Source organism: Terriglobus sp. 2YAB30_2 (assembly GCF_052114765.1).
Taxonomy (GTDB): Bacteria; Acidobacteriota; Terriglobia; order Terriglobales; family Acidobacteriaceae; genus Terriglobus.
Genome location: NZ_JBFRFJ010000011.1, coordinates 81,141 through 94,847, shown reverse-complemented (window position 1 = coordinate 94,847; position 13,707 = coordinate 81,141). Strand labels below are relative to the sequence as shown.

Annotated in this window: 8 protein-coding genes; 2 read left to right on the top strand and 6 right to left on the bottom strand. The window is 58.8% G+C overall.

Annotated elements, in window-relative coordinates:
* Nucleotides 1–7 precede the first annotated feature (7 nt).
* The 3 genes from AB4Y89_RS16770 to AB4Y89_RS16760 form a co-directional block, all read right to left on the bottom strand.
* Complete coding sequence (locus AB4Y89_RS16770) at nt 8–1,093, bottom strand: VWA domain-containing protein (RefSeq protein WP_442302086.1); 1,086 nt, start codon at nt 1,091–1,093, stop codon at nt 8–10.
* Nucleotides 1,094–1,165: 72 nt separating this feature from the next.
* The gene (locus AB4Y89_RS16765) at nt 1,166–2,338 is read right to left on the bottom strand and encodes an RluA family pseudouridine synthase (RefSeq protein ID WP_442302085.1); all 1,173 of its coding nucleotides are present in this window, start codon (nt 2,336–2,338) and stop codon (nt 1,166–1,168) included.
* Entirely contained in the window at nt 2,328–3,095 is a 768-nt protein-coding gene (locus AB4Y89_RS16760) for a prolipoprotein diacylglyceryl transferase family protein (RefSeq protein WP_442302084.1), read from the bottom strand. The genes AB4Y89_RS16765 and AB4Y89_RS16760 overlap by 11 nt, the downstream gene beginning before the upstream one ends.
* A 551-nt stretch (nt 3,096–3,646) precedes the next feature.
* On the opposite strand from AB4Y89_RS16760, the gene AB4Y89_RS16755 reads away from it, so the two are divergent.
* A complete protein-coding gene (locus AB4Y89_RS16755) occupies nt 3,647–6,961 on the top strand; it encodes a choice-of-anchor D domain-containing protein (RefSeq protein WP_442302083.1) in 3,315 nt (1,104 codons plus the stop codon).
* Between the two features lie 155 nt (nt 6,962–7,116).
* A complete protein-coding gene (locus tag AB4Y89_RS16750) occupies nt 7,117–7,989 on the top strand; it encodes a hypothetical protein (RefSeq protein WP_442302082.1) in 873 nt (290 codons plus the stop codon).
* Between the two features lie 186 nt (nt 7,990–8,175).
* On the opposite strand, the gene AB4Y89_RS16745 is transcribed toward AB4Y89_RS16750, so the two are convergent.
* The 3 genes from AB4Y89_RS16745 to AB4Y89_RS16735 are packed head-to-tail and all read right to left on the bottom strand — an operon-like array spanning nt 8,176 to nt 13,394.
* On the bottom strand, nt 8,176–9,300 hold the full coding sequence (locus AB4Y89_RS16745) for a sialidase family protein (RefSeq protein WP_442302081.1): 1,125 nt from the start codon (nt 9,298–9,300) through the stop codon (nt 8,176–8,178).
* Nucleotides 9,301–9,321: 21 nt separating this feature from the next.
* Complete coding sequence (locus AB4Y89_RS16740) at nt 9,322–10,281, bottom strand: GGDEF domain-containing response regulator (protein WP_442302080.1); 960 nt, start codon at nt 10,279–10,281, stop codon at nt 9,322–9,324.
* Nucleotides 10,278–13,394 carry a response regulator gene (locus tag AB4Y89_RS16735; RefSeq protein ID WP_442302079.1) on the bottom strand — a complete coding sequence of 1,039 codons (3,117 nt, stop codon included), beginning with the start codon at nt 13,392–13,394 and terminating at the stop codon, nt 10,278–10,280. The genes AB4Y89_RS16740 and AB4Y89_RS16735 overlap by 4 nt, the downstream gene beginning before the upstream one ends.
* Nucleotides 13,395–13,707: the final 313 nt, after the last annotated feature.

Sequence of the window (13,707 nt, the reverse complement as noted above, 5' to 3'; positions counted from 1 at the left end):
AAATGCTCTACTGACGCGGAGCGAAGTATCCTTTACGGGCGCGCACCTTGTATCGCGGATCGAGGGCCTGTAGATAGATTGTACGAAACGATCCGTCTGCCTTGAAGTCCGAAGGCACGTACTCCAGCGAATACTGGCTGCGCAGCTCTTCTTCGATGGAGCGGAATCCGTTGGAAACCTCTTCAATGCGTGTCGGGTAGAAGGCTCGCCCGCCGGTCGCTTCGCAGATGGCCTTCAGGATGTCGTCGCCCTTGTCCTTGGTGGGACTGACGTTGGTGCTGATGCCGTACACCATAGTTTCCGCGCGCTGGCACATCTTGATGGCGTCAGTCATGAGGGCATGGCTGTAGTTATCATCGCCGTCAGTGACCATGATGATGGCTTTGCGGTATCCAGAGCCCTGCATCAGCATCTGATCCTTGCAGGTGCTGTACAGCGCATCGAACAGCGCGGTACCGCCGCCGGGGCGCAGCTTGTGAATGCCCTGGTTCAGCAGATCGACGTTGTTACTAAAGCCCTGCTCCAGATCGAGCTGCACATCGAAACCTTCCACGAAGGCCATGTCCTGGCGATGCAATACCTGCAGCAGGAACTCTACGGCTGCCTGCTGCTCGAACTCGAAGCGCTGGCGGATGGAGCTCGACGTGTCCAGCATGATGCCGACGCGCAACGGAAGGTTGGTCTGCTGCGTGAAGCGGATGACGCGCTCCGGCCGCTTTCCGTCGTCAAGAAGACCGAAGTCCTGCTGCCGCAGGCCGGTGATGAACTTCCCTCTCTTGTCGGTGACGGTAAAGATCTGGTTAACCTCGCGCGCGCCGATACCCTTGATAGTGGTTACATCGAGCGGCGACTCCTGCCCCGGCTGGCCGGGCACTGCAGGTTGCTGTTGCACCGCAGGTTGCTGTTGCGCGGCAGGTTGCGGCTGCGCAGGCTGCTGCTGGGCCGGCGTTTGCTGCTGAGGTTGCGTCGTCTGCTGTTGGGGCTGCGCGGGGGTAGGAGAAGTCTGCTGGGCGGCGACAAAGGAGCCGCAAGCGAGCAAAAGAAACGCAATCGAAGTACCGCGTTGAATATTTTTGAACATCGTCGGAGTCACTGGCCCAAATTCTACCGGAGACCTACAAGATTGGACGCTGAAACACGCCAATATGTCTGCCCTCTGGTCCTGTTATGGTCTTTTTACCGGTTCCTTCACCATATTCAGGATTTGTGTCAGTTTGTCAGGCAACTCCGCCGTGAGTTCCAGTTTTTTCCTCGTGGAGGGATGAGAGAAGTGCAGCTTCCAGGCGTGCAGGAAGTTCCGCTCCAGGGGAACGCGCTCTTCGCCGTCGCGCAATGAGCCGGCAGCGCCGTAGAGTGTGTCACCAACGACGGGATGTCCCAGGGCCTGCAGGTGCACACGAATCTGGTGGGTGCGGCCGGTTTCGATCTTGACCTCGACCAGAGTGAACTTGCCGAAGCGGCCTTCGATACGCTCCACCACCTTGATGTGGCTGACTGCGGACCTGCCATCGGCACGTAGCGTGGTCATGCGGGTGCGGTGTACCAGGTCACGGGCGATAGGCAGTTCGAGGGTGACTGCATCTTTCTTCAGCCAGCCCTGAACGAGAGCGAGATAGGTCTTGTCCAGTTTGCGGTCGACGAAGAGCTGTGCCAGCTTGCGATGCATGGCGTCGTTCTTCGCTACGACGATCAGGCCGCTGGTCATCTTATCCAGACGGTGGACGATGCCAGGCCGCTCCTCACCGCCAACACCGCTCAACTTACCGAAGTGGGCGAGAAGAGCATTCACCAGCGTGCCGCGGTTACGTGCGTCATCGGTAGCGCCTGCACCGGCATGCACCATCATGCCGGCAGGCTTGTCGATGACGGCGATGTCTTTGTCCTCGTAGACGATGGTGAGCGGAATATCTTCCGCGAAGGCGCGCAGCGGCTCCGGCCGAGGCTGTCCTTCGATGGAGATCTGATCGCCGCCCTTAAGCTTCAGACTGCTTTTGGCCTTCTGTCCGTTGACGGAAATCTGGCCGTTGTCGGCAAGAAGCTGAATACGGGAGCGTGAGATATCCGGAATTGCTTTGGCCAGGTATGCGTCCAGGCGCATGCCGTTGGCGGCCGCATCGGCGGCGAAGCTGCGCACGCCATCCTCGGCTTCGAGGTCTTCCTCGTCAAGTTGCGGAATCACGCGTTCTGCAACGGGAATCTCTGGTTCGGGGGCAATGACATGTTCCGGGTCAATGCCCTCTTCCAGGCCGGCAGCACGGGCGGCATCACGGGCGATGCGGTAGTCGTGCTTTACGGTCCGGCGGCGCTGACCTTTGGGCAGCATGTGTTTAGAGGGCATGCGCGTTCTCCTGCTTCTTTGTGGGCCACTTCAGCCAGAAGGCTGCCGCTGCAACCGTGATAACGATCATGACAACCTGGTCGGGATCGAGGCCGAAGGGCGTTGCGATCTCGAAGATGGTCTCCATGCGGTAGCAGTCCACCCAGAAGCGTGCAATGGCGCCCAGACCAAGAGCGAGGCCGAAGACCTCTCCCGCCTGTCCGCGCCGTGGAAGAAACCACAGTAGCGTGAAAAAGATCAGCAGCGATGCCAGCGCCGCATACAACGCGACCGGATGCAGACCAACGTGAGCGAAGATGCCCTGACCGCGCTGCAGGCGGCCGGGAAGGCTCAAGGTGGCGAGGCCGACGTCGTCACCGGAGAACAGGTCGCCGAGATGCACAAAGACCAGAAGCAATGTCGCGCAGATGCCCGCGGCGTCGAGTGTCTTGAGCACCGGCATGCCGTCGCGGCGCATGTACAACAGGCAGATTAGAGCGGTGAGCAGAAGACCGAGGGTGCTGACCGTCGGAAGCGCGAGAACGATTGCAGGCGATTGCAGAAAGACCTTCCAGTTCACCAGCACCAGTTCCAGGCGCGAGAGCACGAAGACCGTGATAACGGCAAAGAAACCGAGGTCCCAGAACTTTTCAGGATCGACACCTGAGCGGCGCGCGACACGATGTCCCAGCGCCATGGCGGCAATGATGCCAATGGCCGCGCACGCGCCGCGTGTCGGCAGACCGAATCTTCCCCACCGAAACAGCCACGGGTGCATGATTAACAGTTTAATGCACTGCGAACATGGCTGTTTCTCGTAGAGACAGGAAAGAGAGCATCTATGGGCGTTTTTCCGCAATGAAACGCCGCGGCACTCCTCTACCGGGATACCCAGCAACAGGAAAAATGCTTTTAAAATGAAAACCGACCCACGTGGCCGTGCAGCGAGGCGCCGGTGAACCCGTCCTAAGACGTTCGGAGATCAGCCGTGGCTCTTTAGGCTTTCCGGACTGGCGGACTTAGCGCACCGAGCCATATATACGAGCCGAACCCCTGGTTCAATGAATGTTGGTTCAACCAGCGTAGATCGCCGCACCTGCTTAGCAGGCCGGTCTCATTCTTGGATGCTATCGCCCAGCCCGGCTGTTGGCAAGTTGACTAACAGTGGAGAACTCTTCTCCAGGTTTTATGGAAATTTCTCTTGCCCAGTTGCGTGGGCGGCGTTAGAACAGACACTTCACGAAAGTAAGAAATTCCCCCAAACTCTACCGGGCCGTACGGAGGCCCGGATTTTCCCACGCCTGTTGCCAACAATTTTCGTAGAGGTCTATGGCATTGAAGAAACTTCTGTCTCGATTCATCGCTGTCTTTGTGTGTTTGTTTGCCGCGACAAGCCTGCTGGCGCAGGCAAACCACGTTGTCATCTCCCAGGTCTATGGTGGCGGCGGCAATTCGGGCGCAACGTTGAAGAACGACTTTGTCGAGCTTTTCAACCCGACAGCGAACAGTGTCGATCTGTCGAATTACAACCTGCTTTATGGTTCAGCCGGCGCGACGTGGACGGTTTATAGCTTCACAGGATCGAACCTTACGGTTGCATCAGGTTCCTATTTTCTGATTCAGGGCGCTGCGGGCTCCGGTGGAACCGCTTCACTTCCGACACCAGATGCCACCTCTTCCGCTTCACTTGGATCCAGCGCAGGTATCATCGCCCTTATTCCCAAGACAGCTTCCGCCCCTGCGCGTGGAGCCTGCCCCACTTCATCTCTGGATCTCGTTGGATATGGCAACACCACCGGCAATTTGGCGGTGTGTTATGAGGGCGCCGGTGCTGCGCCAACCCTGTCAAATACGTCTGCGGCGCTTCGCACCGACATCAGAAACGACTCAGATAATAACGGCGCTGATTTTCAGTCCGGCGCGCCGAATCCGCATAACTCAGGAAATACCGCGCCACCTCCGGCGCCTGTCTCAGTTGCGATTCATACGCTGCAAGGGAGCAAGCCGCTGAATGCGACGACGGTCTCACCGTATGTCGGACAGCAGGTGATTCTCTCAGGCATTGTGACGGGAGTGGGATCGGCAGGCTACTTCATTCAGGCGCCTGACTCTTCCGCTGATAACGATCCATCTACTCCGGAAGGTGTTTACATCTTCACCGGCTCTGGCAAAGTACCGTCCGTTGCAGTCATCGGCAATCTGGTTTCAGTGACGGGCACAGTTGCAACCTATCCGGCCGCAACCGCGAGCCACACTCCAGCTACTGAAATTACTGGATCGACCGCTACCCTGGTTTCATCCTCACAGGCTTTGCCGACTCCGATCACGCTGACGGCTTCCATGCTCACACCCAGCGGCGGCATCTATCAGATGGCGCGCTATGAGGGCATGCGCATCGCTATCTCAACGCTGAATGCGATCACGGGCACTGACGGCAGCATTACCGAGGCTTCAGCGACGGTAAGTTCGAATGGCCAATTCTATGCAGTTCTTCCGGATTACCCTCGTCCGTTCCGTGAGCCGGGCATCGACATTCGCGATGCTGCTGTGCCGAACACTCCAGCGAACGTTGCGCATTTCGATGACAACCCTGAGCGCCTGTTGATGGATTCGACCTTCCTGGGAGGAAGCGCGATCAATCTCGAGACCGGCACCGTGGTTAGCAATGTGACCGGGGTTGTCGATATGACGTACAGCTCGGATTCGTACTACGATCCGGCACGCATTCTCGTCGACAAGAGCTATACGCCTTCACTCACGGCTCCATCGAAGACCTACACCGTCTCCGCGCAGGGTTCCAGCGAGTTTACGGTGGCCACCTACAACGTCGAGCGCATGTTCGATACGGACGCGAGCGACAACAAGTACTACGATCCGGTCTCGCAGTCGGTGAAGACCTCATCGGCTGTGAACCTGAGCTCCACCGCCTTCGACAAGCGCATTACCAAGATCGCGATGGGTGTTCTGCAGAACCTGAAGACGCCCGATATCGTCGGTCTGGAAGAGATCGAAAACCAGGGTGTGGCTCAGGCTATCGCGGCGAAGATCTCGACGCTGGCGTCCACGCTAAATATCGCCGACCCCGGTTATGTTGGCTATGGTGTCTCGGCGAGCGCCAGCACCTACACCTCGGACATCGGTGGCATCTCCACCGGCTTCCTGGTGAAGGCGAGCAAGGTCCATGTGACCAGCACGCAGCAGATGGGCCAGAACGAGACCTTCCAGAACCCGGACGATAACTCCACCACGACGCTGAATGACCGTCCTGCATTCCTACTGAAGGCTGGCATCAGCCGTGGCACGGGTGTGAAGGACTACCCGGTGACGGTGATCGTCAATCATCTGCGTTCGCTCTCTGGCATTTCGGACGCGAGCAACTACACCCGCTATAAGAAAGAGCTACAGGCCGAGTCGCTGGCGAAGATCATCCAGGCAGCGCAGGTCAACGGAGAGCACGTGATCTCGGTGGGCGACTACAACGCCTTCGAGTTCTCCGATGCATACACGGACACGCTGGGTACGGTGACCGGACGCATCCTTCCCCCGGACCATGTCGTACAGCCCGGTACAGCAATCACCAACCCGTTTGCTACGGATCTGATCACGTTGCGTCCTGCCTCTGAGCGCTGGACGTACAGTGAGTTCGGCAGCGCGCAGGTGCTGGATCATATCGTTGCAACGCAGGACCTGGTCGGCGGAGCTCGCGTTGAGGTAGCTCATATCAATGCCGATCAGCCGCTGGTGAACTATGCGGACGGGACCACTGCCTTCCGCGCCTCGGATCACGATCCAGTCAACGGCTACTTCACGCTTCCATCGGCGGTGCTGAGCGGTACCATCACGCCTGCTTCGGTGAGCTTTGGAGCAGTCAATCTTGGGTCGACATCGGCTGGTCAAAATCTCGTTCTTACCAACACCGGTGAGGGGGCGTTGCTGGTGACCAGCGGAACCATCACCGGAGACTTTGCCTACTCCACCACCTGCAACACCACAGGTGCGGCCATCAACAGCACCTGCGGTGTGAACGTGACCTTTACACCGACTGGAGTTGGAACGCGTACCGGAACGTTGACGTTGAAGACCAATGGAGGACAGACCTTCACGATCCAGCTCAGCGGCGCGGGTACCGACTTCACCTCCACCGGAAGCTCTGGTACATCGGTCTCGCTTACGGTTTCGGCTGGCGATACGGCGACGCTGCCGCTGACCTTTACAGCGATGGGCGGATTCAGCGGAACGGTCAGTATTAGCTGTGCGCTGACGAAGCCCGCTCCGGGTGTGGTGTGCAACACGCCGGCCAACTTCCCATTGACCGGCACGACAACACAGAACGTGACCTTCACCACGACGACGCGCAATGTCGCGAGCGGTGTGGCGATTGGCTCCCGCTCTGGGATCGGCATAGCACTGAGCATCACATTTGGCGCCATCGTGATGGTGTTTGCTGGACGCACACGCCGCTTCGCGCGGCAGGCTGGTCTGTTGCTGGTACTGCTCGGCGTAACCTTCGCAGCGATCGGATGCGGTGACAACAAGCCATCTGCCAACCCTCTCGGAACACCCGCAGGGGCTTACACCTATACGGTGACTTCAACCAGTGGCTCGCTTTCACACTCGGTCGTTGTAACCCTCAATGTGCAATAACAAAATTTATTAGGCCGGAATCATCAAAAAAGGTGCGCCTTTCCGGCGCACCTTTTTCTTTTTCCGATGAGGAAAAATTCCTCCCTTCTCCGTAGGCAACCGTCACCGGGCTGATGTACTATTCCCGCTCAACCGCTTCCCGGAGGGATGCGCTTTTGACCCCGCAACGCCATCTCCGCTGCTACTTCCCCGTCTATGCACTTCCCGGCATGGGTCCCTTCCCCTATGGAGCCATGCAGGCTATTCGCGATGCGGGCTACGAAGGCGTGCAGTTTCACGATCCGCTGCAGGGGCCTGAGCTCGAACAGGCGCTGAATCTTGGTCTCGGAGCAGCCGGTACCGGCCACATCAAAAGTGCGCACGACGCCATTCGTCTCGCCTCAGAGGCGCGGCTGGCCGGTCTGGAAAGTGTTACGGTCGGTCTCGGCACAGGTTTGGAAGAGGATGATGTGGCTGTGCGCCTGATTGAAGCTGTGCTGAACGCCTCCGTCAAGTACAGTGTGCCGCTCTATGTGGAGACGCGGCGCGCAACGCTCTTTCAGGATATGTGGCGAGCCGTGACATTTCACCGCCGCTTTCCGATGCTGGAGTTCAACGGAGACTTCTCGCACTGGTACACCGGCCAGGAGATGGTCTTTGGCGGTTTTGAAGAGAAGGTCGCGTTTCTGCAGCATCTTCTCGGCAGTGTGCGTTTTCTTCATGGCCGTATCGGCGATTCTGAGACGATGCAGGTCAACCTCGGAAGCGGCGACATCGATATTCATCCCGGCATCGCACACTTCCGCGCTCTCTGGAGACGCGTGTTTCGAGGGTTCCTGACATCAGAGACAACACGTCAGCCCTTCCTGACCTTTGCGCCGGAATTGCTGCCTCCGCGAGGCATTGTTGCAGAGGCACGTGAGGAGTTCGATCGCTGGCAGCAATCGCTGCTGCTCTGCCGCATCGCGGAAGAGTGCTTCAGGGAATCCGTGCTGGAGCTTGGCCGGCCTTCGGCCGACGCTGTGAAGCGTGTGCGCCGCACGGCGTAGCGCTTTTTTGTTTGTCATTTCGCAGCGAAGCGGAGAAATCTGCTTCTCTCATTTTTCTTCGCCGGATGCCCCATCTCGGGGTCCCCAGAGAACTTGTTCTCTGGGGTGAACGCTCGCAACGCTAGGGTGGGCGGGGGATTACCCTAAATTCCTACCAAAATACAAACGAATTTATCGATACCCCACCTATTCCTTCGGGATCTCGCTTGCCGGAACCTTCATGTAACGAATCGTGAGGCGGCGCCAGGTGTAAGTGATCTGCAGGTCGCCGTTGGAGTCCACAATCATGGCGGGGTAACTGTATTGGGATGGTCCCTGTTCCAGTACCTTGAACATCCGGAAGTGTTCGCCGTCCGTGCTCACCGCCAGGTTGATAGGCGACCTGCGGTTATAGCTGTGGTTGTAGATCATTACGATGCGGCCGTCGCTCAGGCGTACGGCGTCGATGCCGGAGCTGGGGTTCGGCAGATCGATATAGCGCGCCTGTGTCCAGGTAACACCGTTATCCATCGAATCGGCTACTGCGATGCGGGCCGCCTGGCTGTGACTGCGCGCGTACAGGCGAAGATGCTTCTTCCCCATATCCACAATCGCCGGCTGGATGATGCCAATGTTGGTGGATGGCGGCGGATAGAGCTTTTCGTCGGCTCCGTCGACGCCTTCTCCTTTGGCGACATTCCCAAGCGCTTGCGCCGCCTTCGACTCCGCAGTCGGCAGGTCGAGCGAGTCCGGGACGGTAATAGGACCGATCTTTGCCCACGTTTTGCCGTTGTCGGTCGAGCGTTCAATCCACGCAGCCCAGCCCGCGGCGCTCTCAATCGAGCTGCCGGCGACGATGGTTCCATCGGCCAGGATGAGAGGCTTGGCGCGCACCGGGCCGATCAGGCCGGCGGGCAGCTTCTCCACCGTTGACCAGGTCTTACCTTCATCGTTGCTGGACATACGCGCTGCTGCCCATTCCGCAGGCGCTTTGCCGTACTTGTAGTAGAGCCAGAGTGTTCCATCTTTCGTATGAAAGAGCACCGGGTTCCAGCAGGGAGTATTGGGCTCACGTGCCAGTTCGACGGGTTTGGACCAGCCGGAGGCGCTGCGGACTGCTCCCCAGATGGCAACGTCGTTCGCTCCCTCTCTGGCTCCGCCGAACCACGCGGCCATCAGCGTGTGGTCTTTCAATTCCACGATGGTTGAGGCGTGGCTCTCAGGAAAACTGGTCGAGCCCGGCTGAAAGATGAACTCGCCAATGGTTTGGGCAGCAGCTGGAAGAAACGAGGCGACAAGAACGGCAGCGGAAAGCAGATGACGCAGACGCAAGGCAGTTAAAACCTCCGCGTATCAGGATACAGTCGGAAGGCTTACATGTTCACTATCATTTGTCGACAAATGATCGGCAAAATGAACGCAGTTGCGCCCGTTCATCTTCGCCCGGTAAAGAGCGCTATCCGCACGGCCCAGGGGGAACTCCACGTCGCCGCTCCATTCCGGGCTGTCCATGGTGAATGCACCGATGCTGATGGTGATGTGCAGAGGCCCCGCGGAGGTCTCGATCGGCTTTGACCGTACCGCATCCAGAATGTGGCCGGAGCGGTGACGAAGCTGCTCACTTCCGCAGCCGCTCAGAACCACAACAAACTCCTCACCGCCGTAGCGGCCCACTCCATCAAACGGACGGATAGCCTCCTTAAGGCGATGAGCCAGCTCACGAAGGACCTGATCGCCTACCAGGTGTCCATGGGCGTCGTTGACCTGTTTGAAATGGTCGACATCGCAAAGCAGAACCGAGAGCGGTGTGCGCTCGCGCCGGCAGCGGGCCATTTCGGCTTTCATGAAGTTCAACACCGCCCCGCGGTTCAGCAAACCGGTCAGGGCATCGTGTGTGGCTCGCATGCGCATCTCTTCCCGGGCCTCGACGAGCTTATCTTCGAGCATAAGAATCCGCAGGCCGGTGCGCAGGCGAGCCTTCAGCTCGTCTGAGTTGCATGGCTTTGTCAGGTAGTCATCCGCGCCCGCCTCCAGGCCCTGAATGACGTCGGTGCGGTCCTGGCGCGAGGTAAGCAGTGTCAGGTAAACGTACGACCCTTCCTGGCGAGCGCGAAGCTGCCTGCAGACCTCGGGACCGTCGATGCCGGGCATCATCCAGTCCAGCAGCGCCATGCGAGGTCCATCCTTATGCGTGAGGGCATCGAGCGCGTCGCGGCCATCGGCTACGGTCATCACCTCATACCCACTCCGCGTCAGAATCTTTTCCATCAGACGACGCGATACCGCATCGTCATCAGCGACCAAAATTCTCAACGTGCTGCCTCCTGGCACATTCCTTCGAGCGCAATCTCTACGCGTGGCAGCTCGGCTTCAAGTTGATCGGTCATTACAGTGGCGCGCGCCATGTCCCCTGTGCCGCCGGCGATCTCGATGCCCGAAGCAAAGTGATAGGCCTGCATGGCGGAAAGGTTACCCAGCGCGCTCTTGAGGGCGTGTCCGGTGCGCTTTACCTCTTCGTGATCGCTCAGGGCAAGGGCGCTTCTCACGGCTGCAAGCTGGCCCGGCCATGTATCGCGGAAGATGGCAAGAAGTTCAGCCAGAAACGCCCGATCGTTATCGATACGTTCCATCAGCTCTTCTTCATGCACAGAGGCTGGAAATGTGCTCGCCGAGTCATCTTCCATTTCGACATCTCTGACAGAGACAAAATTATCCAGAACTTCATCCAGCTCCTGCTGACGCAGCGGCTTGGAGAGATAGCCATCCATGCCTGCCTCAAGGCAGCGCTCTTTATCGCCCTTCATGACAAGCGCGGTCATGGCAACGATGGTCTGATGTGCTCCGGTCGCGGCCTCACGCCGGCGAAGCTCGCGGGTCGCCTCCAGGCCATCCATCTCGGGCATCTGTACGTCCATCAGCACGAGATCGAACTTTCCACGGCTCAGAGCCGCCAGGGCTTCGCGGCCGTTGCCGACAACAACGACTCGATGACCGCGCTTCTGCAGCAGACGTGTCGCCAGCATCTGGTTGACCTGGTTATCTTCAGCCAGCAGGATATCCAGAGTGCGGGCGGGATCAAGCTCTTCCAGCAGCGAGGTGCGTGTAATCATCGGTGTCTCCTTTCCGCGGATACCATCATGTAACACGCGTGCGATGGCCGCGCGCAACTCGCTCTGACGGATGGGCTTCAACAGATACGCCGAGATCCCCAGTTGTTCGCAGCGTACTGCGTCGCCCTTCTGTCCGCCGGAGCTCAACATCATGATGGTTGCCGCGCTGCCAGGGTTTAATTGCAGCCGTTGGGCAAGGTCGAAGCCATCCATCTTCGGCATGTGCATATCGGTCAGCAGAAGCTCATAAGGAAGCTGCGCCTGGTTCGCTTCATCGATCATGCGCAGCGCTTCTTCGCCGCTGGCTGCGGAGCGCGGATGCATGCCCCAGCGCAGCAACATGCCTTCCAGAATGCGGCGGTTGGTCCGGTTGTCGTCGACGACAAGAGTGCGGGCGGGGGGCAGGGTGTCGTCTGTAACCGGGACCGCTGGAGCCTGCGGAAGGTCCTTTGCCAGACGCAGCACGATGCGGAAGTGGAACCTGGAGCCCACCCCGGCCTCGCTCTCAACCCACATATCGCCACCCATCATCCGGGTAAGGCGGCGTGAGATGGTCAGACCGAGGCCGGTACCGCCGTACTCTCGCGTAGTGGAGGTGTCAGCCTGGGTAAAGCTATCGAAGATAGCCTTCTGTTTTTCAGGAGGAATTCCGATGCCGGTATCCGCAACGATGAAGTGCAGGCGGACGTGGTCCTCGTCCGCGCCGAGCGCCTCGACGTGGAGCGCGATTTCACCCTCATGGGTGAACTTGATGGCGTTGCCGAGGAGATTGATCAGGATCTGCCGCAGTCTTCCGGGGTCGCCGTGAACGCTTTCAGGAGCGTTGGCATCGACATCGCACAGCAGCTCAAGGCCCTTTTCGTCGGCACGGAGGGCGAGTGTCTTGAGGGCCCCTTCCATGCAATCCCGCAGATCGAAGTCGATCTCTTCCAGATCGACTTTGCCTGCTTCGATCTTTGAGAAATCGAGGATGTCGTTGATGACGTGCAACAGGGCATCGGCGGAGAGTTTGACCGTCTCAAGATATTCGCGCTGTTCGCCGGTGAGCTCCGTCTCGAGCGCGAGTTCAGTCATACCGATGACGCCGTTGAGCGGCGTGCGGATCTCGTGGCTCATGTTGGCGAGAAACTCACTCTTGGCGCGGTTGGCAGCCTCTGCCTGTGCCTTGGAGGCTTCGCGTTCCTGCTCGACCTGCTTTCTCTCCGTAACGTCGCGAACAAAAGCTGCAAGCAGCTTCGAGTCGCCCCATGCAATCTCAGAGAGCGTCATTTCGGCCGGAAAGATATGTCCGTCGCGATGCCGGGCGCTCACTTCCAGGCGCGCCTGGATACCGCGTTGCTCGCGTTCGGCGAGAAGCTCGCGCAACGCTCCGGTTCGGTGGTCGTCATGAACGATAAGGTCGCCGATGGTCTTGCCCAGGGCTTCTTCGCGAGTCCAACCGAAGGTACGCTGTGCCTGTTCGTTCCAGTCGGTAACAGTTTCGTTTGGGTCAATCTCGAGGAAGGCATCGAATGCAGACTCGACGATCAGGCGATACCGTTGTTCGCTGCTCTCCAACTGCAACGCTTGCTGGGCAAACCGGCGGTCCACCGTGGCGGTCAGAAAGACCAGCCCAAGCAGCAGGACGGCCGTCAGGGTAATGGTGAAAACGCCGAGATCGGAGATGTTGATGGCATGGCGAAGATCAACCTCTGCCATCGGTATGGGCATAAATCTGGCGGCAGCCATACCGGTGTAATGCATGACCGGAATCGCCCCGCCCATGACCACAGCGGTGAGAACCTTGCGCCATCCCCAGCCGCTGGCCGTTGCTCCGCGAAAAACATAGCCCATGCAGATGGCAACACAGGCGATCACGATGGCGATGACAACGGAGAGTGCGAGCAGACCCAGATGATAGTGGCACATGGCCGGCATGCGCATCGCTTCCATGCCGATGTAGTGCATGGAGGCGATGCCGCCTCCCATCAGAATGCTGCCGATAGCGACTTGGAGTACGCCGATCTTTTCCCTGCTGACGATGAAGAGTGCAATCAACGAGGCAACAACCGCGGCGGTCCACGAAAGCCCGACCGTGGGCCAGTCATACAGCACCCTGAACGGCAGGGTGAAGGACAGCATGCCGATGTAGTGCATGGCCCAGATGCCGGTTCCCATGGCGATGGCGCCGCCCAGCAGCCAGATCTGGCGTACTGCGCCCCGTGAGGAACTGACTCGGCCGGAGAGATCCAGGGCAGCGCCAGCAGAGAGAATCGCGATAAAGACAGAGAGGACGACCAGACTCAGGTCATAGTGACCGGACACAACTGTCGACATATTCATTGGGGATGTTTCCTCTTGCACCTCTCCCACACGTTGAACAGCAGAACTGTGAAAACAGCAGAACTCTCAACTAACGAAGACAAAGCCGCCGGCGGGGCAGACGCTGGCGAGGGGAGGGGTTGCGATTTCCATGCTATATGCAGCTGTGCCACTTCGGGAATCATTGGGAGGACTTCTCCCAATCCATTTTCCCAACACGGTACTTGTCGCGGCGATCCGTCCGGCAATGTGGGTGTACTGGCCTTTTGTGACGACTGGTATTGCCTTCTGTGGCAACTGGTACTAACAGATGAGTGAAATCGCGGGT

Excerpts from the sequence above, each read along its gene's own strand:
- AB4Y89_RS16755 (WP_442302083.1), top strand. The coding sequence starts at position 3,647 with ATGGCATTGAAGAAACTTCTGTCTCGATTCATCGCTGTCTTTGTGTGT.
- AB4Y89_RS16765 (WP_442302085.1), bottom strand. The coding sequence starts at position 2,338 with ATGCCCTCTAAACACATGCTGCCCAAAGGTCAGCGCCGCCGGACCGTA.
- AB4Y89_RS16760 (WP_442302084.1), bottom strand. The coding sequence starts at position 3,095 with ATGCACCCGTGGCTGTTTCGGTGGGGAAGATTCGGTCTGCCGACACGC.
- AB4Y89_RS16735 (WP_442302079.1), bottom strand. The coding sequence starts at position 13,394 with ATGTCGACAGTTGTGTCCGGTCACTATGACCTGAGTCTGGTCGTCCTC.